The organism is Neptunomonas concharum (assembly GCF_008630635.1).
In the GTDB taxonomy this organism is placed as follows: domain Bacteria; phylum Pseudomonadota; class Gammaproteobacteria; order Pseudomonadales; family Balneatricaceae; genus Neptunomonas; species Neptunomonas concharum.
The window spans coordinates 2,993,048-3,018,874 of the sequence record NZ_CP043869.1 but is presented as its reverse complement, the minus strand read 5'-3'; the positions used below and the strand labels follow the sequence as shown (position 1 = coordinate 3,018,874).

Below are 25,827 nucleotides of genomic sequence, written 5' to 3'. Positions count from 1 at the left end.
CAATAACGGATGTGCGCCTGTAGTGATGATATGTGTCGGGCGGATAATGATAAGAATTGAGGAAGATAGCCATGCCAGATTATAAAGCGCCTCTACGTGATATTCAGTTCGTGATGAATGAAGTGTTGGAATCAGATAAACACTATGCATCACTCCCCGGTTGCGAAGATGCAACGCCAGATATGATCAGCGCTATCCTTGAAGAGGGCGCAAAGTTTTCTGAGCGTGTATTAGCCCCCCTAAATCAAGTAGGTGATCGTGAAGGCTGTCAGTTTAATGATGGCGAAGTGACTACGCCAACCGGCTTTAAAGAAGCTTATCAGCAGTATGTTGAAGGTGGATGGCCTTCACTGGCGCATGATCCTGCCCATGGTGGCCAAGGATTGCCTGAGTCCATTGGTACCGTCATCAGTGAGATGGTAGGTACGGCTAACTGGTCATGGGGTATGTATCCAGGCTTGAGTCACGGTGCGATGAATACACTGAGCGAACACGGCACTGATGAGCAAAAACACACCTACTTAACCAAATTGGTAAGCGGTGAGTGGACGGGCACCATGTGTTTGACAGAGCCTCACTGTGGTACGGATTTGGGGATGCTTCGCACTAAAGCCGAACCTCAAGCAGATGGTAGCTACAAAATTACTGGAACGAAGATCTTTATCTCAGCCGGTGAGCACGATATGGCAGATAATATAATCCATATTGTCTTGGCTCGATTGCCGGATGCGCCGGCTGGTACCAAAGGTATCTCTTTATTTATCGTGCCAAAGTTTATGCCCGAAGGTGATGGCATTGGTGCGCGAAATGGTGTGGCGTGTGGATCTCTTGAGCACAAGATGGGTATTCATGGTAACGCTACCTGTGTGATGAATTTTGATGCCGCTACCGGTTACTTAATTGGCCCGCCAAACAAAGGCCTGAACTGCATGTTCACCTTTATGAATACGGCTCGACTAGGTACAGCGCTACAAGGCTTGGCTCATGCTGAGTGGGGTTTTCAAAACTCACTAGTTTACGCCAAAGAGCGCTTGCAGATGCGTTCACTGACAGGCCCTAAAAACCCCGAAGGCGCTGCGGATCCGATCATTGTTCACCCCGCTGTGCGCAACATGCTATTAACTCAGAAAGCTTTTGCTGAAGGTGGTCGAGCACTGATCTACTTCTGTGCGCAATTGGTCGATAAAGTTAAACTGGCAAGTGATGAAGAAAAAGCTGAAGCGGATGCTTTATTGGCGTTCTTAACACCGATTGCTAAAGCATTTTTAACCGAAGTGGGTTTTGAATCAGCAAATCACGGTGTTCAAGTCTTTGGAGGACACGGTTTTATCGCCGAATGGGGAATGGAGCAGAATGTTCGCGATGCGCGTATCTCCATGCTCTATGAAGGCACAACCCAGATCCAAGCACTGGATTTGTTAGGTCGAAAAGTCCTGATGAGCCAAGGCGAGTCCTTGAAAGGCTTTACAAAAATTGTGCACAAATTCTGTAAAGCCCATGCTGAAGATGAACAGATGAAACCATTCATCGAACCGTTAGCTAAACTGAACCAAGAATGGGGTGAGCTGACGATGAAAATTGGCATGAAAGCCATGCAGGATCGTGAAGAGGTAGGTGCTGCTGCTGTCGATTATCTGATGTACTCAGGCTATGTGTCATTGGCCTACTTCTGGGCGCGTATGGCGGCTAAAGCGCAGAACGCTGTTGCCGCGGGTACAGATGAAGAAGCTTTCTACAAAGCAAAAGTCACAACGGCAAATTTCTATTTCCAACGAATTTTGCCCCGTACCCGTGGGCATGTAGAGATCATGCAATCAGGTGCAGCAAATCTGATGGATATGGATGTTGAGCATTTTGTATTCTAAGTGAGAGAGCAAAGTGCGCATCTTAAAATATAGGGCAGGCCGCTGGCTTGCCCAAAAATACCTGAACTATAAAGCTAAACGTTATCAACATATGAGCAACCCAACCGAGGTAAGTAACATGTCTGATCTGAGCAATGTTTTTGAAGAGATGAAAGGCCGTTTTAATAGCGAAGCGGCTGCGGGCCTGGATGCCGTGTTCCAGTATCAGCTTGATGATGGTGAGCCTTACTATGTGGCTATCAATGATGGGACATGTGATGTTGCTCAAGGTGAACATGATGAGCCGAGCGTTACCCTGTCTATGGATTCAGCTACGTTGCAAGAAGTGCTGTCTGGTGAAACGGATGGCATGCAAGCGTTTATGACGGGGCGAATTCGTGCTGACGGTGACATCATGCTAGCAACACGCCTGACTGCCTTGTTTCCTTTTGCGTAACAGGCTGAGCGCTTTAGGGACAATGCCCTTGGGTATCGTCCCGCATTTTCACAGTATAATGACAGCTTCGTAGGGAAGTTGTTGAGAACGGAATAATATCCGCCCACTCATAAAAATAATGATTTAGGGGGCAACCTATGGATCACCCGCGCGGGACTTGGATCCCAGATGAACTGAATCCTCATGGCTACCAGACCGTACTTGATGTTGTCGCAAGACATTGTCGGGTTTATGCAGACAAACCCGCATTTACCAGCTTTGGGAGGACGCTCTCCTATGGTGAACTGGACCAGTTAGCGGACGCGTTTGCAGTTTATCTACAAAAAGAAACGGATCTTAAACCCGGAGACCGTTTGGCGATTCAACTACCTAACCTGATCCAATATCCGGTTGTTCTGTTTGGCGCTTTGCGAGCGGGACTAGTGGTTGTGAACACCAACCCGCTTTATACCCCGCGGGAGCTAGAACACCAGTTTAAAGACTCCGGTGCCAAAGCGTTAGTGATACACGCAAGTATGGCGCACAATGCTGAGCGTATTATTGATAAAACTGACGTTAAACATATTTTTGTGACTCAGGTTGGAGACTTGCATGGGTTCTTAAAACGCACCCTGCTCAATACGGCCATTAAATACATCAAGAAGATGGAACCTGACTACAATCTCCCCATGGAGAAATCGCTACGCCAAGCGTTGATGGCATATATGGGAGAGAAACCAGCACCGGTAAGCGTACGTACAGAAGATACCGCAGTACTGCAATATACCGGAGGTACGACCGGCGTTTCTAAAGGTGCCGTATTGACGCACGGTAATTTGGTCTCCAACATGCTCCAAGGAAGCGAGCTTATCAGCCGCGCTGAAGCAGGCTGGGCAGAGACGGCCATTTCGCCGCTACCGCTTTATCATATCTATGCCTTCACCCTCTCGCTAATCATTATGGAAGAGGGCGGTCACAGTGTGTTGATCGCAAATCCACGGGATATTGCCGGTTTTATAAAAGAACTTAAGCGTTGGAATATGTCTGGATTCATGGGGCTTAATACGCTTTTTGTCGCACTGTGCAACCAAGAAAGTTTCCGTGCGCTCGATTTTAGCAACATGAAAATCACCATCTCTGGAGGCATGGCGCTAACCCATGCAGCCGCTAACCAATGGAAAGAGGTGACAGGTTGCGAAATTATGGAAGGTTACGGACTAACAGAGACCTCGCCGGCTGTGGCCATCAACCCGCCCGGCGAAGTATCCATAGGAACCATTGGTTGGCCACTCAAAGCAACGGATGTGCGTATTATTGATACCACAGGAGAGGAGGCGCCGATTGGCACACCAGGTGAGCTGTGCGTGAAAGGTCCGCAGGTCATGAAAGGCTACTGGCAGCGAGAGCGCGAAACGAACGCCTGTTTTACAGATGATGGTTATCTCATTACCGGGGATGTAGCTGTTCAGGAGGAAGATGGTCGGCTACGTATTGTTGATCGCGCTAAAGACTTGATCATTGTCTCCGGGTTCAACGTCTATCCGAACGAGATTGAAGACGTTGTGACCTCCCATCCAGGTGTGATGGAGTGTGCTGCGATTGGTATCAAAGATGAGCGCAGTGGTGAAGTGCCGAAGTTATTTGTTGTGCGAAAAGATGCTGAGCTTACCGAAAAAGAGATCATCAAGTGGTGTAAAGAACATTTGACCAATTACAAAGTGCCGAAGACCGTCACCTTTGTTGAAGATCTACCTAAATCCAATGTAGGCAAAGTGCTAAGACGTATGTTGAAAGATGATGATACGTCACATGCGGCATGAGGATAGCTTATGTCCCTAAGCAAACCTACCCGGCGACGGCACGCCCACCGTCGCACAATTATAGCCGACGGTTATGAACGTGAAGATGGCCTGTGGGATATTGAAGCGCGCATGACGGACGTAAAGTCTGAAACGGTAGATAATCCCGAAAGGGGTGGCTATGTTGCATCGGGCGAGGCATTTCATGATATGAAATTGCGTCTAACGCTGGACAGAACCTTATTAATCCATGAAGTTGAAGCGGTGATTGATGAGTCCCCCTTCACCATGTGTCCTGGTGCAGTTCATATTTTTAAAAGACTCGAAGGAACTCGCATAGGCCCGGGGTGGCAGCGAAAAGCTAAGGATCTGGTGGGAGGTGCGCAAGGGTGTACCCATCTCCATGAGTTATTACCTGTTTTGGCAACGACCACTGTACAAAGCTTATGGCCAAGTATGGAGGAAGATGTGATGACTGCAGGCTCTAAGATAATGCTGAATACCTGTCGTACATGGGCACAAGATAGTGATGTGATTCGCCGTTATGTGCCAGATTTATACAATCCAGAGCCAGCCGATTAACGCGTTTAAAAAGGAGATGACTATGAGTTTGCCTGAATCGTTTCGAGAAACACTCAACCTGCCTGTCATTGCCTCTCCCATGTTTTTAGTATCAGGCCCAGAGCTCGTCATCGAAGCCTGTAAAGCCGGGATTGTAGGTACGTTTCCTGCGTTAAATCAGCGTACCAGTGAAGGCTTTGAGTCTTGGCTGATTGAGATTCAGACAGCGCTACAGGCCTATGAAGAAGAAACAGGCCGTAAAGCAGCCCCTTTTGGCGTTAATCTGATTGTACACGCCAGTAATCCTCGTTTGGCAGCGGATTTAGAAATATGTAAGCGTCATAAAGTCCCCTTAATCATAACCTCACTTGGCGCAGTGCCTGATGTCGTTAAACAAGTCCATGCGTATGGTGGCTTGGTTTTTCACGATGTGGCAACGGTTCGCCATGCTCAAAAAGCTGCACAAGCTGATGTCGATGGTCTGATTGCCGTATGTGCGGGGGCGGGTGGTCATGCCGGTGTTCTCAACCCTTTTGCGTTTGTGAGTGAAATTCGTCAGTTTTTTAATGGCACATTAGTGCTGGCAGGGTGTTTATCTACGGGGCGTGATGTTGCAACCGCACAAGTGATGGGTGCGGATATGGCGTATATGGGCACGCGTTTTATTAGTACACAAGAGAGTCAGGCGGTCGCAGAGTATAAACAGATGATTGTGGATAGCTCTGCTGCTGATATTGCTTACACCTCTGAGATATCGGGCATTTCTGCGAATTTTCTTAAACCCAGTTTAAGTGCCGCAGGACTTGACCCCAATACCGGCAAGCCGCTCGATGCTGAGGTTGTCACGGCTAAAAAGGAATTAAATCTGGGGGAGGAACTGACCGCACCCAAAGAGGGAGCTTCGGCATGGAAGTCTATTTGGTCTGCAGGGCAAGGGGTTGGGGCTGTTCACTCGATTCCCTGTGTTTCAGAGTTGATAAGTCAACTGCATGAAGAGTATGTCGAAGCAACGGTCGAGTACGCTCAAATCAGCCGTGAATATATGTTTAAACCCGTTGGGAGAGCCTAATAAAGTGACATATGAATTGATTACGCAATCGAAAGATGCAGCTGTCCTGACGGTCAGCATCAATAGGCCTGACAAAAAGAATGCGCTCACCTTAGCGATGTATCAGGCATTAATTGATGCACTGATCTTAGCCGAAAAGGATGCGGAGATTAGAGCCGTTGTATTATCAGGAACCGGCCAGTGCTTCTCATCCGGTAACGATATTCTCGACTTTATGGCAGCGGCGGCAGACTCGGATAAAGCGGCGCTCCCATTAAAATTTCTACAAACGATTTCAACTTTTTCTAAGCCGGTTGTAGCCGCCGTATGTGGTGATGCCGTCGGGATAGGTACTTCGATGCTATTGCATTGTGACCTTGTTTTCGCAACGCAAGAAGCCCGTTTCCAACTACCATTTGCGCGACTAGGTTTAGTCCCTGAAGGAGGTACTAGTTTGTTGCTGCCTCAACAGCTTGGGCATCGCTTAGCGTTCGAGTTATTAGTCATGGGTAACCCTATTTCAGGTACGCGTGCTGCTGAACTGGGATTGATTAACCAAGTTGCAGAAAGCCCATTGCAAAGTGCGCTAACGGCAGCGCACCAACTGGGAAAAATGGCTCCTTTAGCGGTCGTAAAAAGCAAACAAATGATGAAGCAGCATCAGCAGGATCTGTTACAAAAAGTACTCGTGGATGAGGTGGATAACTTTAAAAAGCAGCTAGCCTCCGATGAAGCAAAAGAGGCGTTTACCGCCTTTATAGAAAAACGACCGCCAGTGTTTAACTGATCGTCACCCAAACGTCCCTTGGCGTAATCTCACCAACCCCTGGTGAAACTCCACTATTTAGCCGCTCGAACTTCTTGGGTAACCCTGGATGAGAGCGGCTTTTTTTATAATAGCGGGATGACTAAAAATGATATTTTATCTTTGCTTATAACATACTGTTATTTATAAGAATTATCTTTTTTGGTGCAAAACGTCAATTAATGCGATTTTTTTTGTTATTGTTGATCAGTGGTTTAGGGCTATGATTGAGCCTAATGAAAAGTCTGATGGGCAGACACAATAAGAATAGAAACGAGGGTGGTATGAAGATACTAGTCGCTGTAAAGCGCGTGATTGACTACAACGTTAAAGTCCGCGTGAAATCAGATAACACGGATGTGGATTTAGCCAACGTAAAAATGGCGTTAAACCCATTCTGTGAAATTGCTATTGAAGAAGCGGTTCGCCTAAAAGAAAAAGGCGTGGCTGATGAAGTTGTTGTTGTTTCCATGGGTAGCAAGGCCTGCCAAGAGCAGATTCGTACGGCGTTGGCTTTAGGTGCAGATCGTGGTATTCAGGTTGAAACGGCAGATGGCCCCGACTCGCTCACCGTTGCTAAGTTGCTGGCTAAAGTAGTAGAAGCTGAGCAACCGAGCTTGGTTATTTTAGGTAAACAAGCGATTGATTCAGATAACAACCAGACTGGCCAAATGCTGGCAGCGTTGTTAGATCGTCCACAGGCGACCTTTGCATCAGAAGTGGTTGTAGAAGGTAACTGCGTTAAAGTCACTCGTGAAATCGATGGTGGTTTGCAAACGTTGGAGTTAGACCTACCAGCGATTATTACAACCGACTTGCGTCTTAACGAGCCACGTTATGCCTCTTTGCCAAATATTATGAAGGCTAAGAAAAAGCCTTTAGATGTTAAAACACCAGAAGAGCTAGGGGTTGCTGTCGCTAATAATATTACTTTGGTCAAAGTAGAGCCGCCTGCTCAGCGTCAGGCTGGTATTAAAGTAGGTTCAGTTGCTGAGCTGGTTGATAAGTTGAAAAATGAAGCGAAGGTACTGTCATGAGCATTTTAGTTATCGCAGAACATGATAATCAGGTTTTAAAGCCCGCAACTTTAAACACCGTAGCGGCAGCAGCTCAGGTCGGTGGTGATATCGATATCCTCGTTGTGGGTAGTGATTGCCAGGCCGTTGCAGAACAAGCCTCAAAAGTGACGGGCGTACGTGCTGTCAAAGTAGCAGACAATGCCGTATATGAGCACCAGTTGGCTGAGAACACCAGTAAGCTCATCGTATCGCTTGCGCAAGGTTATACGCATATTTTTGCAGGCTCTACCTCTAATGGTAAGAACACCTTACCTCGCGTAGCTGCTTTGCTAGATGTTAATCAGTTATCTGACATCTCGGCAGTTATCAGCCCAGATACCTTTCAGCGTGCCATTTACGCAGGTAATGCTATTGCGACGGTACAGTCAGGTGATAGCGTTAAAGTTGCAACGGTTCGTGGTACCGCATTTGATGCAGTGGCTGCCGAGGGTGGTAGTGCCTCCATCGAAGCGGTAGGGGAAGTGATCGCTTCTGAAAACTCACGTTTTGTGAAAGAAGAGTTGGCTAAGTCTGATCGTCCAGAACTAACCGCAGCCTCTATTGTTGTATCAGGTGGCCGCGGAATGGGCAACGGAGATAACTTCGATATGCTCTATAAACTGGCTGATAAGCTCGGTGCTGCGGTAGGTGCTTCTCGTGCGGCTGTTGACGCAGGCTTCGTACCTAACGATATGCAGGTCGGCCAAACCGGTAAAATGGTAGCGCCTGAGCTTTACATTGCTGTGGGTATTTCTGGTGCGATTCAGCATCTGGCGGGTATGAAAGACTCAAAGGTGATTGTTGCTATCAATAAAGATGAAGAGGCACCTATCTTCCAGGTTGCTGATTATGGATTAGTTGCTGATCTTTTTGACGTGATTCCTGAATTGGATGCGGCTTTGTAAGCGGTTGATTCACATGTTATAAGGCCGCATTAGCGGCCTTTTTTGTGGCTTGAGCAAGGGCATGTCTCTGCTTGTGTGTTTCTTGTACTACTTTTGAAAAATCAGATAATTAGCGACTCTCTTGAGTTTACCCCATGCTTATAAAGTGAGTTATCCACAGCATTCGGGGATAACTTGCTATCGAAGCGTTGTTAGCAACACTGAGTTCATAATAGCGCTAAAGGTGATTTAAGGATTTATCGGCTATGGAAAGTAACAATAAAATACGCTTAATCGCTTTCATCTTAGTTGGTATGTCGTTGATACCTATAGGTGATTCGGCAGGGAAAATATTAACGCTCGAAGGAGCCTCACCTGCATTTGTTGCCTGGAGCCGATTGTTAGTGGGTTTTCTCTTTATTCTTCCTTTCAGTGGGTTACGCCCTGCTGAAATGAAGCAACTATTCCATTGGCAATTACTGATTCGTGCGGCGCTATTTACGGGTGCGATTTTTTGTATGATCAGTGCATTGCAAACAGAGCCGATTGCGAACGTTTTCGGAATCTTTTTCATTGGGCCGATCATCGCTTACTTTTTGGCGGTCGTCCTGCTTAAAGAGAAAATCAGCTATCTTCGCTCATTGTTGTTAATGATCGGCTTTGCGGGTGTCCTCATGGTGGTCAAGCCGGGTGTAGATTTAACAACAGGGTCATTACTAGCGGTAATAGCCGGTATTTGCTATGGCTGCTTGCTGGTTGCTAATCGTTGGTTGGCGGGTAAGTTTCGACCACGTTTAATTTTATTATCCACTTTACTGGTTGGAAGTTTGGCCTTAATGCCCAAGGGGCTGGAAAAACTACCGCTCGAACTGAGCGCTTGGACAGTTACGCTGCTACTTGTCAGTGCGCTTGCCTCAGCGGTTGGTAATCTTATCATTATCGAAGCTAATCGCAGGCTTGACGCTGCTACGGTTGCTCCTTTTGTTTATTCACAGCTGGTGGCAGCATCCGTGTTAGGTGTACTACTCTTTAATGAAATACCGGATGTGATGAGTCTGCTGGGTTTGCTGATCATTTTTGTAAGTGGGGTACTGTCTTTTGTTTATGCCACTGAGAAAAAACAGGTATGAATTAAATTGTTACTGATTGAAACATTATCAGGCGCTATAAAAAGAGGTACTGCGGCTTTTTTGAAGCGTAACGTTAGTGATGCTGATTGAAACTGTCATTGTATGAAAAGCGCTAGAAGATAGACTGAACTAACTAAGCGACATAAGTCTCAAAATAAAAGTATAACCTGACGTATGGAGTCATCCCATGTTAATGGAAGGTCAAGCGATCCGCGTACAGGCAGTTGAAGAGGGTATCCATGAGGTCGTATTCGACCTTAAAGGGGATGCTATTAATAAACTCAGCCAACTGACCCTGGAAGAACTGCGCGAAGCGGTTAACACGCTACAAACCACCAACGGTGTTACCGGCGTTATCTTTAGCAGTGCAAAAGAGTGTTTTATTGTTGGTGCTGATATTACCGAGTTCAATCAAATGTTTGATCATGATGAAGACACCATCGTCGAACATCTGATGGGGCTGCAAAAGCTCTTCAATGAGATTGAGGATCTTCCCTTCCCGACGGTTACCGCGATCAATGGTATTGCGCTAGGCGGCGGTTTTGAGTTGGCACTGGCGACGGACTATCGTGTGATGGGTGACAAAGCGAAGGTTGGCCTGCCAGAAGTCAAACTCGGTATCTATCCTGGTTGGGGTGGTACGGTGCGTTTACCACGACTGATTGGTATTGATAATGCCAATGAATGGATCTGCGGCGGTTCAGAGAAACGCCCAGATGCAGCCCTTAAAGATGGCGCAGTCGATGCGGTTGTAGCTACCCATCAAGTGCGCGATGCAGCCATTGCACTGGTGAAAAATTGCATCGCAGGTAAGTTTGATTATCAGGCTCGCCGTGATGAGAAAAAATCGCCGGTCAAGCTCAATACCATCGAACAGATGATGGCATTTGAAACGGCCAAAGGTGTGATCGGTGCTAAAGCTGGTCCGCATTATCCAGCGCCGATGCAGGTATTAAAGACGATCCAGAAAGCCTGCAACATGAAGCGTGATCAAGCGCTAGAAGTTGAGGCTAAAGGCTTTGCTAAGCTGGCGAAAAATGATGTGACCCGCTCTTTGGTGGGCTTGTTCTTGAAAGATCAGTACATCAAAAAAGTCAGTAAAAAGTATGAGTCCCAAGGTACGCCTGTGACGCAAGCAGCTGTGCTTGGCGCGGGGATCATGGGGGGTGGCGTTGCTTACCAGTCAGCGGTTAAAGGCACACCAATCCTGATGAAAGACATTAATATGGGGGCGTTGCAGCTAGGCCTAGATGAAGCGAACAAATTATTAGGCAAGCAACTGAAGCGCGGACGTTTGGATGCGACTAAGATGGCACAAACCATCAATCGTATTACGCCAACGCTAAGCTACGGTGATTTTAACCGTGTCGACTTAGTGGTTGAAGCGGTTGTTGAGAACGTCAATGTTAAAAAATCAGTACTTGCCGAAGTGGAAGGTCACCTCCCTGAAGATGCGATTCTGACTTCTAATACGTCAACCATCTCAATCAATGAGCTGGCTAAATCCTTAAAACGCCCAGAAAACTTCTGCGGTATGCATTTCTTTAATCCAGTGCATTTAATGCCGCTGGTAGAAGTCATTCGTGGTGAGAAAACCAGTGAGGCAGCCATTGCTCGTACGGTCTCTTATGCGAAGGCGATGGGTAAAACGCCAATCGTGGTGAATGACTGCCCGGGCTTCTTGGTGAATCGTATTTTGTTCCCGTACTTTGGTGGTTTTGCTGCTTTGTTGCGTGACGGTGCTGATTTCCGCCAGATCGATAAAGTGATGGAAGGCTTTGGTTGGCCGATGGGACCTGCTTACTTGCTGGATGTGGTGGGTGTCGATACGGCACATCATGCGGATCGAGTCATGGCAGAAGGTTTCCCCGATCGTATGGAGCATGAAGGCGAAAATGCCATTGATCGCATGTATAAGCTGGAACGCTTTGGTCAAAAGAACAGCAAAGGATTCTACAAATACGAAATTGACCGCAAAGGTAAGCCGAAGAAGATTGTCGATGAAGAGGTCTTTGGTTTGTTATCGGATGTGGTGGGCGAAGCGCGTGAATTCTCTGCAGAAGAGATCATCGCTCGCATGATGATCCCACTGTGTATTGAAACCGTTCGCTGTCTAGAAGATGGCATTGTAGATTCACCAGCAGAGGCGGACATGGGCTTGATTTACGGCATTGGTTTCCCTCCATTCCGCGGTGGCGCACTGCATTATCTGGACTCAATGGGGCTGGCTGCGTTCTGCGAACTGGCTGCACAGTATGAAGATCTTGGACCGCTGTATCAGCCGACCGAGAAAATGAAGCAAATGGCCGCCGCTGGCGAAACCTATTTCGGCGGGGAGGAATAATCATGAGCCTGAAACCAAACGACGTTGTCATCGTTGACGGTGTACGTACACCGATGGGTAAGTCCAAAGGCGGTTCCTTCCGTAATGTTCGCGCTGAAGCGTTATCAGCAGCGGTAATGAATGGACTTTTAGCACGTAATCCAAATGTTAACCCCGCAGAAATCGAAGATGTGGTGTGGGGCTGTGTGAACCAGACGAAAGAGCAGGGCTTTAATATTGCTCGTAATGCTGCTGTTCTGGCAGGCCTGCCACATACCGTAGCGGGCCAAACAATTAACCGTTTATGCGGCTCATCGATGTCTGCCTTGCACAACGCAGCGCAGTCGATCATGACCGGTAATGGCGATATCTTTATCGTGGGCGGCGTTGAGCACATGGGCCACCTAGATATATTGCACGGTATTGATGTGAACCCAGAAATGTCGAAACAGGTGGCTAAAGCGGCCATGATGATGGGTATTACGGCGGAAATGCTTGGCAAAATGAACGGTATCTCCCGTGAAATGCAGGATCAATTGGGTGCTCGTTCGCACCGTCTTGCGCACGAAGCGCGGGAAACCGGTCGTTTCGATAACGAGATCATCCCCGTTGAAGGTCATGACGAAAACGGCTTTAAAATCCTGCTTGAACAAGATGAAGTCATTCGTCCTGAAACAACATTTGAAGTACTGCAAGGGCTTAAGCCTGTGTTCGTCCCTAAAGTCGGCACGGTAACCGCAGGCACCTCGTCTGCATTCTCGGATGGCGCTTCTGGTATGCTGGTGATGTCTGCAGAGAAAGCGCAAGCGCTGGGCTTGAAACCTCGTGCAGTTATTCGTTCGATGGCGGTTGCCGGGTGCGATCCATCCATCATGGGTTACGGACCGGTACCGGCATCCCAAAAAGCACTAAAACGTGCTGGCCTTAAGATGGACGATATCGATTATATCGAGCTGAACGAAGCCTTCGCAGCGCAGGGTCTAGCGGTACTAAAAGGCCTTAAACTACTGGATCGAATGGAAGAACACGTTAACCTGAATGGTGGTGCGATCGCACTCGGCCACCCATTAGGCTGCTCAGGTACACGTATCTCCACAACCTTGCTGAATGTACTGGAGCAGAAAGAGGGTACCCTTGGACTTGCGACGATGTGTATCGGCATGGGGCAGGGGGTTGCCACAGTGTTTGAGCGTCTTAACTGATTTTTTTTCTTCGTACTTTTCCTTTCGTTGAGGCCCGCTATAGGGCCTCTTTTTTGTATGTTTCATGCGAAAGTATGAACGCTTCTGATACACTCGATACTACTTTTGATTAAGCCTCCTCAGGGAGGTTTTTCTTTTTCTATGAGTGATCACTCTGGAGTTTGTTTTTATGCTAATTCGCTACCCTCTGATTGCTGCATTAATGGCTGTTGCCATTTGGGGCGTGAATGTTGTAGCGATAAAGGTAGGTCTTGCAGAGATTCCTCCCTCTTTATTTAATGCACTACGTTTTGGGTTGTTGAGTTTATTGTTGATCCCATTTGCGTGTATCCCCAAAAGCCAGATAAAACCGGTTATCTGGATTGCTGTTGTGATGGGTATCGGACACTTTTACCTTCTAAGTGTTGGCATGCAATATGCCGACAGTAATACGTCCGTGATTTTGGTGATGTTGGGCGCACCGATCTCTTCAGTACTATCTTATGTGCTAGGTATGGAGCGCATTAGTCGATTGCAAGCACTAGGTGTAGCCATTGCATTTTCTGGTATATCCATCCCACTGTTTCTGAATGGAACGAGTGATCTCAAAATGGGTGCATTATTTATTTTGATATCAATGACCTGCTGGGCAGTAACGAATATCCTTGTGCGTCGTTTAGAGCAAGTACCGCTGTTAGCACTACAGTTCTGGATAGGTGTTATCAGTGCGCCGATTTGTTTTGTAGGTTACCAGTTGACTACGCCCGAGCTTACGGTTTTCGAGCAACTCAGCATCCCCGTCATAACCTCTGTAGTTTATACCGTACTCGGTTCCTCAATTCTGGCTTACAGCCTTTGGTACGCCACGGTCAACCAATACGGGATTAATCGAGTTGTCAGCATCACGTTTTTGCAGCCTTTGTTTACGATGATCTTTGCTTATCTGATTTTGGGAGAGGTAATATCAACACTTCAGTTGATTGGTGGGGCAATAACATTGATGGGGATATATCTGTATTACTTCAGTCGACGGGCGGTTACCCCTTAACGTAGAACTAGTCCGGTGCAGAGCAACACAACAGATTCAGGACGAACAGCTAATCACCGCGTTGAGCTAGTATTAGCTTGAGTGATTGCCTGCAGATAGAGCTCTAGCTTTGAAAAAGGGGAAAAGTAGAAAGGTTACTTTTCCCCTTTTTAGTTATTGGATAGCGTCGGAAGCGGGCTGATAGGGATAGCCTAAAACCTCAGCTACAGCTTTATATGTCACTTTGCCTCGATGAATGTTTAATCCATTTAATAGGTGAGTGTCATCTTGGAGGGCTTGTTTGTATCCTTTATTGGCTAGTGTAAGAATAAAGGGCAGAGTGGCATTCGTCAGTGCGAAGGTGGAGGTGCGGGCTACGCCGCCGGGCATGTTGGCAACGCAATAATGCACAACGCCTTCTTCTATGTATATCGGGTCTTGGTGCGTGGTTGCTCGGGATGTTTCAAAACAGCCGCCTTGGTCGATAGCGACATCGACTAAGACTGCACCATCCTTCATTTTTTTGAGATGTTCACGGGTGACGAGTTTAGGTGCGGCGGCTCCAGGTATGAGAACCGCGCCTATGACCAAATCTGCCGATGTGACCTCGCTCTCGATGGTTTCTGCATTGGAGTATAGGGTTTTAAGCTGAGGGCCATAAAGCTCATCCAGTTGCTTTAGGCGGGGCAGCGATTTGTCTAAAATCGTGACATCTGCGCCAAGCCCTAAAGCCATACGTGCGGCATTGATGCCGACAACGCCTCCGCCAATAACAACCACTTTGGCTGGCGAAACACCGGGTACACCGCCAAGTAAGGTGCCATTGCCGCCTTGAGCTTTCTCAAGTGAATGGGCACCTGCTTGAATTGCCATACGCCCCGCCACTTCGCTCATAGGGGCTAACAGTGGTAATCCACCATGTGCATCGGTGACCGTTTCATAAGCGATCGCAACAGCGTCTGATTCGATTAATAGCTTGGTTTGTTCGGGGTCTGGAGCAAGGTGCAGATAAGTGAATAGAAGCTGCCCAGAGCGTAGCATTTTGCACTCGTTCGGCTGAGGTTCCTTCACTTTAACAATCATATCGGCGCTGGAAAAAATCTCCTCGGGGGTGTCTATTAGAGTAGCGCCTGCTGCCATATAAGCTTCATTGGTGAGGCCGATAGCGGTACCGCCATCACGCTGAACGATCACTTGATGTCCAGCGGCAACAAGCTCGCGAACACCGGCAGGGGTCATACCAATACGGTATTCATGATTTTTTATCTCTTTTGGGACGCCGATAAGCATGTGAACCTCCAGTGGCTAAAATGCCAAAACAAGAATGGGCAGATCATCTACTTTTCAGACTAGCATCAGATAACTAGAAAATAGTGTCGATATCGAACAAAATTTAGACAAAAATCATGCACTAAGGTTCTTTTTTGTCGGTATAAACTGTGGCGACGCACAATAAAAGCCTGTTAGAGCGCTTTTTAAAGACCCAATCCGAAACGCAACAACATAAAAGCCAGCATGCCGATGACAATCGTTGTGAGCAGGTCTTTTCGAACCAGCGCCACAGTCGCTGCGAGGATGGACGCTAATAACCAAGGGTTGCTAAAGCTTATCCAGAGATCGCCTTGTGGCATTAGCACGGCCGGTACAATAATGGCGGTGAGAACCGCGGGGGGAACGAACCCCAACGCGGTACTCAGCCATTCCGGAAAGTGCACACGACCTGCAACCGCAAAGAGTAGGTAGCGAACACTAAAGGTCATGAGGAACATGCCGAAAATTAAGATCGCTTCATTCATGAGTTTTGCCTTGTGTGCTATGTTTCTTCGACTGCATCATATGTAAAGAAAGCCCCACAGCGATGCCCGAGATAGCTGCTATCATTAAACCGAGTTTGTGTGGGATTGCTGCTGTTGCGATAGCCATGGCACCTGCGACGATAACAGCAGCCCACATGGGTTTGCTTTTTAGATAGGGGATAACCATACCGATGAAGGTAACCGACATGGCAAAATCCAACCCCCATTGCGTCATATCAGGAAATAACTCTCCCAGCGCGACGCCTAGCGCAGTGCACAACACCCAATTGCTATACATAGCGAGAAAAGATCCTAAATAAAACCAGTGAGCATCACGAATATCTTCCTGTTGAAGATAGCGGTTGCTGACTGCTGCAAAGGTTTCATCAGTCAGGCCAAAGGCCATCAGCGCCCGCCAATGTTGTGGTAAGTGGCGTACTTTAGGCACCAAGTTAGCGGCGTAAAGTAAGTGGCGTAAATTAACCACAAAGGTGGTCGCAATGATGACTGGAACGGCTGCGCCTGCTGCTAATAAGCCCAGAGCGATAAACTGGCTGGCCCCGGCAAAGACGATCAGGGACATAGCTAACGCGCCAAGGACAGATAACCCGCTGGGCTCTGCGAGTGTCCCAAACAGAATACCAAAAGGAATCGCGCCGATGATCAAAGGAATGGTTGCTTTAGCGCCATTAACAAATTCGCTTGAACGTGAAACGCGTCTGGGCATAGTGACAGAGTTATTCATGGTGGATACCCGAGGTGAGTTTAAGCTGCATGTATATATCTGATCGTGGGTAGATAGAGCAGCCATCTGGATGGGGAATAGCCCGAAATCCTACATTCTTATAAAGCTGAATTGCTCGCTTAAGCAGGGTCGCGCTCTCTAAATAGACTTCGCTGGCAGATACCTCTCTTGCTTTATTGAGGGCAGCCAGTAGCAGCTGCCGACCTACCCCAGAACCCTGAACAGAAGGGTCTACCCCCATTTTAGAAACTTCATATAGATCGTTGCTGTGACGAGCGAGTGCCACGCAGCCCACAATTTTATTTTGATAACGAGCAAACCAGATATATCCCCCTTTGGCGAGATAGTATTGCTCAGGCTCAAAGAGTGCTTGGCGGTCGTGCTCTGTGAGCTCGCCATTAAAGTAGGTATTAAGCCAAGCTAAGTTGAGTTTGCAAAAATCATCTCTAAGATCGGGGTCCCAGCCGATGATCTCTATTTCGGCCGGTATTACACGGGCGTTTAAATTAGCAAGAACGGATGTCACAAATCCCTGTTGTTTCAGTTTTTGTTCGAAGTCATTAAGCGCACTCAGTAAGGGGTGCTCTTGAGCCGCCATCAGTCGATCCAAATGGCTTTTTATCTCATGCCATATCGGTGCGATGATGATGACAAGATCTTCGCTTTGTGGTGTTAATTTTAGTAGTTGGCGTCGCTCATCGTTTGCATCGGCAGTTTTCGTAATCCAACCTTCGCTCTGCATTTTTCGGGAAATCTTGCTGATGGCAGGGTGGGTAACATTTAATAATTCGGCTGCTTCTGTGACAGATAACGGTCCATGTAAATGGAGTAAGTTAAAGAGAGGAAAGAAGGCAGGGTTTAAATTAATCCCCTGCGCTTTGTAGATATCGGTGACGTCTTGCATCATTTGATCTGAAAGACGCTTGAGTCGGCTGCCAAGGGATAGGCTGCCGTAAGATTGCATATGATCTGAGTGGGTCATGTTTATATTCTTAATTACGTAACTGGTTACATAATAGTAAAGAACAGTAGAAAATAGAAGATGTAATGGTTGATTTTAGTTCTTTTGTCGTTGGCTGATACCGGCTAGTAGTGAGCCTCCCACAATGGCTAAACAGGCGAACAGTAAAGGCCAGCTAAAGGGTGCAAGTCCTGCTATGACTAACAGAATAACGGATATCAAGGGGGCGCTATAGGCGAGTACGCCAAGCAGCTGGATATTGCCGTGCTTTATGCCGTAATCCCATGTAAAAAAGGCAATACCGACAGGCCCTAACCCCAACCCTAAAATACCTATCCATTGCGCACTATGATCGGGCCAAACCGTCACCTCCAATAAGATGTGGCAAACGAACGCTAATAGGGCTGTTACACCGCAGAACCAGCCTGCTGCATCGGTGGGTACTGTGCTAACTAGGCGGCTGGCAACAGAGTAGCTGGACCAGATAAGTGCGCAGGCACACGCTAACAAGTAGCCTGAAATGTATTCTGATTGAAACCCGGTATGCCCTTTGCTGATAAGTAGCCAACAACCAAAAAGTGCGAGTAGTGCGCCAATCAAGTAGTGTGGTTTGAAGGATTCGCCGGGTAAAAGTGCTGCAAAAATCACAATAAGCAGTGGCCAGAGATAGGCGATTAAACTCACCTCTACAGCGGGGGCTTTCGCCATCGCCAAAAAGTAACAAAAGTGATAACCAAAGTATCCGCCAATACCGAGTACCCATGCCAGAGGTGGTTGACGTAGGTATTTCAATCCTAAGTGGCCTTGTGTCCACCAGCGGGCGCTCATCAATAAGAAGGCGATGCTAAAGGTTATGGCCATCATTTGAAACGGAGGGATCTTCGCTTCAGTTAAGCGTGTTAGTAGTGCGAGCGTACCCCAGAGTAAAATGGAAATGAAACCGATGAGTGTCGCTTTTTTGTTAAGAGTCATAGGCATTGCTGTAAGTCAGGTGGTCAGGAACATAAAGTCAGTATGTAACTGTGGAAGGTTGCTGTCTTTGGCGATAAGGCAAAATTATTTGCTGATCGAGCGGAAGTGGCGGGGGGAGTAGCCAAAGTATTTTTTGAAGCGATCACTAAAGGCTGAAAGGTTGTTATAACCTACCTGATCTGCGACCTCTTGGATGCTAAGTTGTTGGGCTTCGAGTAATTTCCAAGCCTGTTGCATACGCTTCTCGGTGAGGTATTGATGGGGTGTCATGCCTATCTCTTGCTTGAACAGCTCGCTAAGTTGGCGTCGGCTTAAGTGAGCTATGGTGGAAAGCAACGCTAGCGATACCGGTTGCTCAAAATGTTGATCTAAATAGATTCTAGCCGTTTCAATACGTTTATCGATTGCCAATGTTTCCCCATAACGCTCTTTGAGTAGTTGTATTAGCAAAAGCAGCATCTGGCGCTCACTACTTTGGGAGCGGTTTTTGTCTTGAGAGAGTTGGCTGTGCAAGAAGCTAACATAGTGGGCGATAACGGGGTCTAGCGTGATAAAGGCAGGTAGTTTTGCAAGCTCTGGTGCCAGTCTTTCTGAAATATCAGCGACAACAAAGGCATTGCTGCTGGAGGCGGCAAAACCATGATCCTCTCCAGCGGCAATAACTGCGGCTCTATTTTCATGAGCTACCCCTGCACTATTGCCAACACTCATCTCCAATGCGCCCGATACGGGTAATACCAACTGATGGTAATCATGTTGGTGGGTGTGAGCTTCGCTACCGTAGCTGCGAAGCTCTAGTATCAGGTTGATAGACGCCATCGATTACCAACTCAGGCTACTGGGCGCACAATATCAACTGGCGCTTCACTGATGATATTGACGGTACTGCCTGTTTCTATGATGCCGGTATTCAGTGCAATTAGATTCTGCCCAAATAGGGCTCCACCTTCATGTGCTCGACGGTGTTTAAGCAGGGTACGCAAAGGCTCCTGCTGAGGGTTAAAGTCTGTAGAGCGAGGCGGAAGTGTAGTTAGTTTGCAGCGCTCACAGGGGGAATGAACGCTAAAGCGAACATCACCAATCTGAATTTCCTGCCAATGATCCTCGGCAAAGGGTAACGTACCGGTAACGACTAAATTGGGGCGGAATTGCTCCATTTTGATAGGTGAAGGGCAGCGCTCTTGTAGCCACTCCAGCGAAGCGGTGCTGGTTAGCAGTAGCGGGTAACCATCTGCAAAACTGACCTGACGCTCAGCCATATCCTTGATGGGACGATCTGTTTTCTTACCAAAAAAAAGTAGTTGGCACGGTGTACCTAAAAACTCAGTAATCCACTCGCGTGCCAGTTCACCGCAAAATTGTGCTTGCATCGGTTGTTTCCATACCTGAGTAGCGAGGTACTCATCAGGAAAATCTGATTCTTTAAGGATCAGTGTAGGGTGCCTAGTCGCTGCTAGAACCATTCCACCGTTAAAGGGTGTTGCTAATAGTTGGGTGAGTTTTGGGTGTTTTCTGGCGGTCATAAACTCCCCATTACCATCCGCTACCATGAAACGGCGATCTCCACTGAGTCCTAGTTCGTCGATCCAGCCACGGCTTAATGAGATGGGTGCGCAGGATTTAATAGGGTGTTGGTGGATACTATGTAGGGTGATGGGGCTCATGGGCGACTTCCTGCCTATCTGAGATTGATTAATGAGAGAAGGTTAATCACAGATAAGCAGGGAGTACAGCACTTTAGAGTTAAGGGAGCTGCTATTTGTTTGTAATTGCCCAGGCAGTGACTTTGTTTTCCATCATGCGTGGGGTATACAGGGTGTCTTTAGCGACGGCTATGTCGGCTAACCCCTTGGGCAGTGTTAGCAAAAGCGTTCTCTCCTTGTTGTTGAGTTTAAATAGCTCTCCTGAGATCCAGTCGCTCACGTACAGGCTGCTACCTGCTACCGCAATGCCGTCTAAGTTGCCCAATTCAAATCCCGTAGGGATAACTGATAGCGACTTCTGATTCGGCTTAAATTGGTAAAGAGAGCCGGGTGTTTTAGTAGAGAAATCCGGATTAATCTCTGTCCCCCAGTTGCCAATCAGCAATCTATCTTCATCCCATAGCAGGCCGTTAGGGTAAGGGATCTGTTCGCTGTTAAACCAAGCGGTGAGTTGATCGTTATGCAGGCGATAAATCGTACCGCCTAGAAAATCTGAGACATACACTGTTCCATCAGGGGCGGCGGTAATGTCATTAAGCATTTTGGCGTTAGGTACTGAAAATTGCTTGACGATTTTGCCTTGTGGAATATCAATCATGTGTAGGGTTTGCATATCCGCTACGAATAAATGCTGTCCAACAATGGCCATCCCTTTGGGCGCGTCTAAGCCCTCTACCCAATATTGATCGAGTTGTTTGCCATCTTGTGAAACTCTGCTGATGTAGCCCTTGCCGTTAAGTTCAGCAGGGGCGCCATTGATGTTGGATACAAAGACAGAATTATCGGTTGCATCAATCACAACAGATTCAGGTTGATGAAGGTTATCTATCGTCCAGCGCTCTTGTACAGGGTCGTTGGCTAAGGCGTAGGTGCTTATTAGAAGTGTTGACAGTAGTGATGTTTTTAGCAAGTTATGCATGCTTATATCCTCGTGTTTGGTTTGATGTGAGGATATATATTTGATCTTTTTTGGCAATTTTATTTATTATTGGTATTATTTTTTGATTCTTTTTCTGCTTGTGATAATTATTTTATGGATGGTCAGCAACAACGTTCTGGTTTGTTTGATGTACTTAAGCGGGTGCTTAAAGCACAAGGGATTCATTACCGTGAACTCGCCGATATGATGAATGTATCAGAGCCCACCGTTAAGCGGATGTTTCAGGAGCAGGACTGTAAGATTAGTCGCCTAATTGAAATCTGCGATTTGATAGGGCTGAGTATTACAGAGCTGGTGGAGCTAGATACCAAGCGCACGACGGAGGCAACCCTCCTTAGTGTCGAAACAGAGCAAGCATTAGCCGATGATAAAGGATTAACCTCATTTTTCATGTTGCTCGTCAGCCAGTTTGATGTGGAGACGATTACTGAGCAAAATCAGCTATCAAAAGCCGATGCGTATCTTTACCTGCGTAAACTAGAGAAGCTTGGGCTTATTCGGTTAGGTCGCCAAGACCAAGTGCATCTTAGGGTTACCCGTCCAATTCGTTGGCGCTTGGGAGGGCCGCTCCATAAAACACTGGTCGAGGTTAACCAGAGATTTATCAAGCAAGCAATGGGGCCTAGACAGAATGAGGGGATTTTTTATTCTACGAGCCGCTTGTTTAGCCCACAAAGCATCGTGCGCTTAACTCAGGAGGTGGATGAGCTTTATCAGCGGTTTCAGAAGCAGGCGACATTAGACCAGCTGTACTACCCTGCTGGTGAGTTAAAGTCCTATAAGTTGGTTAGTACTATAATGCCATTTGAAATTAATCAATATTTTAGTGTTCCTGCTTTCGAAGGAATCCCTAAGTCTTAGGCGACGACTGCTTCTGTAAGCGTTCTTGCTGTATAGGACTCGAATTAGGCAAAAATCTAACAATAAAAAAGAACAACGAGAAAGCTAAAATTGATCGCTAGATATTTGTTATTATTAGCAAAGTATAGCTTGTTGTCATAGCTTCATTTAAAAGTAGAAGGTAGTGAAATGGATCAGATTATTCGTGGAGTTTTAGCATTTAAAGAGAATACGTATCCAGAGCGAAAAGACCTTTTTGCAAGCTTGGCAGATCAACAAAATCCCGATGTATTATTTATTACCTGTTCGGACTCACGTATCGATCCTAATTTGCTCACAGGGTCACACCCTGGTGATCTTTTTATCTGTCGTAACGCAGGTAACATTATTCCACCTCATAGCAATGAGACGGGAGGGATGACCGCATCCATTGAATATGCAGTAGCGGTATTGGGGGTTCGTCATATTATTGTCTGTGGTCATACCGATTGTGGTGCGATAAAGGGGGCTTTGGACCTAGATGCCCTCAAAGGGTTACCACATGTTAAAGAGTGGTTGGGGCATTGCCGTTCAGCGATGGAGATTGTCAGAGAGCGGAATAATTTAGCCGTAGATGAGCCCGTTGATGCTTGCTATATCAACGAGGCGATAGAGGAAAATGTGCTTCAGCAGGTTCAACATCTTCGCACTCATCCTGTTGTTGCTGCCAAGCTTGCGACTAATAAAGTCGAAATACATGGTTGGGTATACGACATAAAAACGGGTGTGATTCGTTGTTGTAGTGGCCAAAGTAGTGTTTTTGCTGACTTTAACGAACACTATGCTGATCGCATCGAAACGATTCTGGAAAGTGACAAGTAAATAACTTTTAAAGCGAAAGCGAGAGCAATTTTGTTCAATATTTAATGCTGAAGTAGGGCTATCTTTGCGTTTTGTGAGGTAGCTTTTATGTCATTAACTGTTTATTCCATGCTGGTCTTTGCGTTCGTGGGGGCCATCTCTCCTGGACCTGTTAATATTATCGCGGCCAGCATAGGTGCTAATTCTGGTGTACGTTGCGCACTGCCACATGTGTTAGGCGCAACGTTGTCTTATACGCTGATTGTTTGTCTGGTAGGTATTGGTTTGAATACCGTTCTCGCTGAGAATCCTATCATTGCCCAGACGCTTCAGTATTTTGGTGCGGCTTTTCTGCTATATATGTCCTTGAAGATTGCAACAGCTGAGCCTGCCTCCATACAAGTTGACTCCAGCTCCGCTACCTCCCCATTTGTAGGCGGGGTCTTGGCTCAGGCTCTTAATCCTAAAGCGTGGCTGGTCTCTATGTCGGGTGTTAGTTTATTTGTGACGCAGCAGGATCATCCGGTGTTTTTCTTAATGTTGTTTTGTGTGATCTCTTTTGCGATGTGCTTTGTCGGTGTGGGCACTTGGGCGCTACTGGGGAATGCGATAAGAGGCTACTTAGCGGAACAGCAGCATCAGATTATCTTTAATCGAGTCATGGGCGTATTATTAAGTAGCAGTATTATGACCTTATTTATTCCTATGTGATGGAGGAGCAGTGGAGCGCAGATCGCAATTTTTTAAGCGTAGTGACGTTTTGCCCTCGGTCGAGATACGCAAAGCTAAGCAGTCGACAGCGTGTTATGACACTCACAGTCATGATGAATTCTCGTTTGGGGTTATTGATCAAGGTATAGCAACCTATCGCTATCTAAAGGAAACCTATATCACCCGTGCAGGTGATACGGTGTTGATCAACCCTAACGATGCTCACGCGTGTAATCCTCGTGCAGGCCAGTGGTCTTATCGCATGTTGTTTGTGGATACTGCATGGGTAAAAGGGGTGCAACAAGAGATGACTGAACTGAGTGTTGGGGATTATTTGCCTTTCCAGATACGGCTTTCTCGCGATAAGGCTTTCTATGCCCGTTTCAATCGGCTTTATATGAGTTTACTAGGGGACAATCCGTTAGAAGCGGAGACTCTATTGATTGAATATTTATCCCATCTCTTTTCTGCAAATCATTTAGAAACAGTTGCGCAAGATCAGCCTGCACTTGAACAGGTAGAGGCGTTAATCAACGATCGCTTGGGTGACAACCTGACGCTGAGTGACTTTGCTGAGCAATCTGGTTTGAGCCGATATCATTTAGTTCGCAGTTTTAAGCAAAAGTATGGTTTGTCTCCCCATGCCTATCAGTTGGATACCCGTATAAGACGAGCAAGAAAAATGCTTCAACAAGGGGATAGCTTGGTAGAGGTGGCAGGTCGTTTGGGCTTCGCTGATCAAAGTCATTTTCAGCGCCATTTTAAAAAGCGATTGGCGGTTACACCCAAGCAATATCAATCGTTTTTTATCAATTAAAGCACACTATGAAAAAACCGGCCCTTGGCCGGTTTTATGTCTCAGTTGTAGCTGATTACGCTTTGTTTTCAGGCAGCGTAGTGGGTTTTTCTTGGCTCTGAGCTTGTATGAACGCTTTTATCTTTGGCCCTACTTCCTCACGAAAGCGTCGGCCATTAAAAATACCGTAATGGCCAACATTGGGCTGCTCATAGTGCTCTTTCATCGAAGCGGGAATATTGCTTAAGATATTGTGGGCCGCTTTAGTTTGACCTTTACCCGTAATATCGTCATTTTCACCTTCTACCGTTAGTAAGGCCGTCTGTTTGACGGCTTTGGTATCAATCAGCTTGTCTTCAAATAGCATTTCGCCTTTTGGTAGTCGGTGTTCAAGGAAAACCTTCCGAATGGTATCTAGGTAGAATTCCGCTGGAAGATCCATTACAGCCAAGTATTCGTTATAGAAATCACGGTGTGCTTCAGCACTATCGCCGTCACCTTTGATTAGATCTCCAAAGAATTTGAAATGTTTGTTTATGTGGCTATCCATATTCATGCTCATAAAGCCTGAAAGTTGGATAAAGCCAGGGTAGACTTTTTGCCCTGCACCGGGAAAATCACCTGGAACGGTGCTAATCACATTTTTTTGAAACCACTCCAAATCTTTGCCTGATGCATAATCGTTTACTTCGGTTGGATTAACGCGAGTGTCAATCGGCCCTCCCATCAGGATCAGGCTTTTGGGTTGGTTTGGACTGTTGCGTTCAGCCATGACGCTGGTGGCAACAATAGCCGGTACACTGGGTTGGCAGACAGCAATCATATGGGTGTCTGGTCCTAGGTGATCTAGGAATTCCATAAGATAACGAACGTAATCGTCAAAACTAAAACCGCCTTCACGAGTTGGCACATCCCTAGCATTTTGCCAGTCGGTAATATAGACCTCATGATCGGGAATGAAGTGTTCAACGGTGCCACGTAGTAACGTGGAAAAGTGGCCTGACATCGGCGCAACAAGTAGCACTTTAGGGTGGTTATAGTGGCCGCTACGACGAAAATGTAGTAGATCACAGAAGGGAAGTGAGTGAACGACTTCCTCTCTCACGCGTATCTCTTCGCCGTCAATTTGGGTGTACTGTAACCCAAATTCAGGTTTGTCATAATTGTCTGTGCAGCGCTCAATGAGTTCTAGCGTTGCCAGTATGGTTCGAGTAACTGAGTTGTAACGAAAAGGTAGCATCCATGGCAGTTTCAGTTGTTTTTTCCAAGCTTGTGCCCACAGGTGCAGAGGCTGCACAGATTGGTTCAGCGTGTGGTGGAGTTGGTACAGCATAGAATGATCCTTATCAGTTCATTAGTCTGATGGTTATAATGTTTTGCAGTGCAGCAATTATTCTATAGTTTATAAGTAAATATGCTTATTTAGC

The 25,827-nt window shown here is 46.8% G+C and carries 25 protein-coding genes; 16 read left to right on the top strand and 9 right to left on the bottom strand.

Going from position 1 to position 25,827, the window contains the following annotated elements; genetic code table 11:
- Window positions 1–71: 71 nt before the first annotated feature.
- The 12 genes from F0U83_RS14315 to F0U83_RS14260 all read left to right on the top strand — a co-directional run bounded on the left by F0U83_RS14315 (window position 72) and on the right by F0U83_RS14260 (window position 14,117).
- Window positions 72–1,865, top strand: a complete 1,794-nt coding sequence (locus F0U83_RS14315; protein ID WP_138987915.1) for an acyl-CoA dehydrogenase C-terminal domain-containing protein — start codon at window positions 72–74, stop codon at window positions 1,863–1,865.
- A 118-nt stretch (window positions 1,866–1,983) separates the two neighbouring features.
- The gene (locus F0U83_RS14310) at window positions 1,984–2,301 is read left to right on the top strand and encodes an SCP2 sterol-binding domain-containing protein (RefSeq protein ID WP_138987914.1); all 318 of its coding nucleotides are present in this window, start codon (window positions 1,984–1,986) and stop codon (window positions 2,299–2,301) included.
- Between the two features lie 137 nt (window positions 2,302–2,438).
- Complete coding sequence (locus F0U83_RS14305; protein WP_138987913.1) at window positions 2,439–4,100, top strand: AMP-binding protein; 1,662 nt, start codon at window positions 2,439–2,441, stop codon at window positions 4,098–4,100.
- A gap of 9 nt (window positions 4,101–4,109) precedes the next feature.
- Window positions 4,110–4,661: a DUF2889 domain-containing protein gene (locus F0U83_RS14300; RefSeq protein ID WP_138987912.1), complete on the top strand. Its 552-nt coding sequence runs from the start codon at window positions 4,110–4,112 to the stop codon at window positions 4,659–4,661.
- A 22-nt stretch (window positions 4,662–4,683) separates the two neighbouring features.
- Window positions 4,684–5,709 (top strand): NAD(P)H-dependent flavin oxidoreductase, encoded by a 1,026-nt coding sequence (locus tag F0U83_RS14295; RefSeq protein ID WP_138987911.1) that lies wholly within the window; start codon window positions 4,684–4,686, stop codon window positions 5,707–5,709.
- 4 nt (window positions 5,710–5,713) lie between these two features.
- Entirely contained in the window at window positions 5,714–6,475 is a 762-nt protein-coding gene (locus F0U83_RS14290) for an enoyl-CoA hydratase (RefSeq protein ID WP_246077792.1), read from the top strand.
- A 302-nt stretch (window positions 6,476–6,777) separates the two neighbouring features.
- Window positions 6,778–7,530: an electron transfer flavoprotein subunit beta/FixA family protein gene (locus F0U83_RS14285; RefSeq protein ID WP_138987909.1), complete on the top strand. Its 753-nt coding sequence runs from the start codon at window positions 6,778–6,780 to the stop codon at window positions 7,528–7,530.
- Complete coding sequence (locus F0U83_RS14280) at window positions 7,527–8,456, top strand: electron transfer flavoprotein subunit alpha/FixB family protein (protein ID WP_138987908.1); 930 nt, start codon at window positions 7,527–7,529, stop codon at window positions 8,454–8,456. Before F0U83_RS14285 ends, F0U83_RS14280 begins: the two co-directional genes overlap by 4 nt.
- A gap of 245 nt (window positions 8,457–8,701) precedes the next feature.
- Entirely contained in the window at window positions 8,702–9,565 is an 864-nt protein-coding gene (locus F0U83_RS14275; protein ID WP_211343680.1) for a DMT family transporter, read from the top strand.
- A 187-nt stretch (window positions 9,566–9,752) separates the two neighbouring features.
- Entirely contained in the window at window positions 9,753–11,909 is a 2,157-nt protein-coding gene (gene fadB / locus F0U83_RS14270) for a fatty acid oxidation complex subunit alpha FadB (protein ID WP_138987907.1), read from the top strand.
- 2 nt (window positions 11,910–11,911) lie between these two features.
- Window positions 11,912–13,090: an acetyl-CoA C-acyltransferase FadA gene (gene fadA, locus F0U83_RS14265; protein ID WP_138987906.1), complete on the top strand. Its 1,179-nt coding sequence runs from the start codon at window positions 11,912–11,914 to the stop codon at window positions 13,088–13,090.
- Window positions 13,091–13,259: 169 nt separating this feature from the next.
- Window positions 13,260–14,117 carry a DMT family transporter gene (locus F0U83_RS14260; RefSeq protein ID WP_138987905.1) on the top strand — a complete coding sequence of 286 codons (858 nt, stop codon included), beginning with the start codon at window positions 13,260–13,262 and terminating at the stop codon, window positions 14,115–14,117.
- Window positions 14,118–14,270: 153 nt separating this feature from the next.
- On the opposite strand, the gene ald is transcribed toward F0U83_RS14260, so the two are convergent.
- The 8 genes from ald to F0U83_RS14220 all read right to left on the bottom strand — a co-directional run bounded on the left by ald (window position 14,271) and on the right by F0U83_RS14220 (window position 21,192).
- A complete protein-coding gene (ald, locus tag F0U83_RS14255) occupies window positions 14,271–15,386 on the bottom strand; it encodes an alanine dehydrogenase (RefSeq protein WP_138987904.1) in 1,116 nt (371 codons plus the stop codon).
- A 185-nt stretch (window positions 15,387–15,571) separates the two neighbouring features.
- On the bottom strand, window positions 15,572–15,892 hold the full coding sequence (locus F0U83_RS14250; RefSeq protein ID WP_138987903.1) for an AzlD domain-containing protein: 321 nt from the start codon (window positions 15,890–15,892) through the stop codon (window positions 15,572–15,574).
- The gene (locus F0U83_RS14245; protein ID WP_138987902.1) at window positions 15,885–16,637 is read right to left on the bottom strand and encodes an AzlC family ABC transporter permease; all 753 of its coding nucleotides are present in this window, start codon (window positions 16,635–16,637) and stop codon (window positions 15,885–15,887) included. Before F0U83_RS14245 ends, F0U83_RS14250 begins: the two co-directional genes overlap by 8 nt.
- Window positions 16,630–17,619 carry a bifunctional helix-turn-helix transcriptional regulator/GNAT family N-acetyltransferase gene (locus F0U83_RS14240; protein ID WP_246077789.1) on the bottom strand — a complete coding sequence of 330 codons (990 nt, stop codon included), beginning with the start codon at window positions 17,617–17,619 and terminating at the stop codon, window positions 16,630–16,632. The genes F0U83_RS14245 and F0U83_RS14240 overlap by 8 nt, the downstream gene beginning before the upstream one ends.
- Before the next feature lie 75 nt (window positions 17,620–17,694).
- Complete coding sequence (gene yddG, locus F0U83_RS14235) at window positions 17,695–18,576, bottom strand: aromatic amino acid exporter YddG (protein WP_138987901.1); 882 nt, start codon at window positions 18,574–18,576, stop codon at window positions 17,695–17,697.
- Window positions 18,577–18,654: 78 nt separating this feature from the next.
- Window positions 18,655–19,389, bottom strand: a complete 735-nt coding sequence (locus F0U83_RS14230) for an AraC family transcriptional regulator (RefSeq protein ID WP_138987900.1) — start codon at window positions 19,387–19,389, stop codon at window positions 18,655–18,657.
- Between the two features lie 11 nt (window positions 19,390–19,400).
- Complete coding sequence (locus F0U83_RS14225; protein ID WP_138987899.1) at window positions 19,401–20,234, bottom strand: MOSC domain-containing protein; 834 nt, start codon at window positions 20,232–20,234, stop codon at window positions 19,401–19,403.
- 91 nt (window positions 20,235–20,325) lie between these two features.
- On the bottom strand, window positions 20,326–21,192 hold the full coding sequence (locus F0U83_RS14220) for an SMP-30/gluconolactonase/LRE family protein (RefSeq protein WP_138987898.1): 867 nt from the start codon (window positions 21,190–21,192) through the stop codon (window positions 20,326–20,328).
- 114 nt (window positions 21,193–21,306) lie between these two features.
- Here F0U83_RS14220 and F0U83_RS14215 point away from each other — a divergent pair, with 114 nt between their 5' ends.
- From F0U83_RS14215 to F0U83_RS14200, 4 genes are all read left to right on the top strand, one after another.
- A complete protein-coding gene (locus F0U83_RS14215; protein ID WP_138987897.1) occupies window positions 21,307–22,074 on the top strand; it encodes a helix-turn-helix domain-containing protein in 768 nt (255 codons plus the stop codon).
- Between the two features lie 168 nt (window positions 22,075–22,242).
- Window positions 22,243–22,914 carry a carbonic anhydrase gene (locus F0U83_RS14210; RefSeq protein ID WP_138987896.1) on the top strand — a complete coding sequence of 224 codons (672 nt, stop codon included), beginning with the start codon at window positions 22,243–22,245 and terminating at the stop codon, window positions 22,912–22,914.
- Window positions 22,915–23,001: 87 nt separating this feature from the next.
- Entirely contained in the window at window positions 23,002–23,604 is a 603-nt protein-coding gene (locus tag F0U83_RS14205) for a LysE family translocator (RefSeq protein WP_138987895.1), read from the top strand.
- A gap of 10 nt (window positions 23,605–23,614) precedes the next feature.
- Window positions 23,615–24,421, top strand: a complete 807-nt coding sequence (locus tag F0U83_RS14200) for a helix-turn-helix transcriptional regulator (RefSeq protein WP_138987894.1) — start codon at window positions 23,615–23,617, stop codon at window positions 24,419–24,421.
- 55 nt (window positions 24,422–24,476) lie between these two features.
- On the opposite strand, the gene F0U83_RS14195 is transcribed toward F0U83_RS14200, so the two are convergent.
- On the bottom strand, window positions 24,477–25,733 hold the full coding sequence (locus F0U83_RS14195) for a polyhydroxyalkanoate depolymerase (protein WP_138987893.1): 1,257 nt from the start codon (window positions 25,731–25,733) through the stop codon (window positions 24,477–24,479).
- Window positions 25,734–25,827 lie beyond the last annotated feature (94 nt).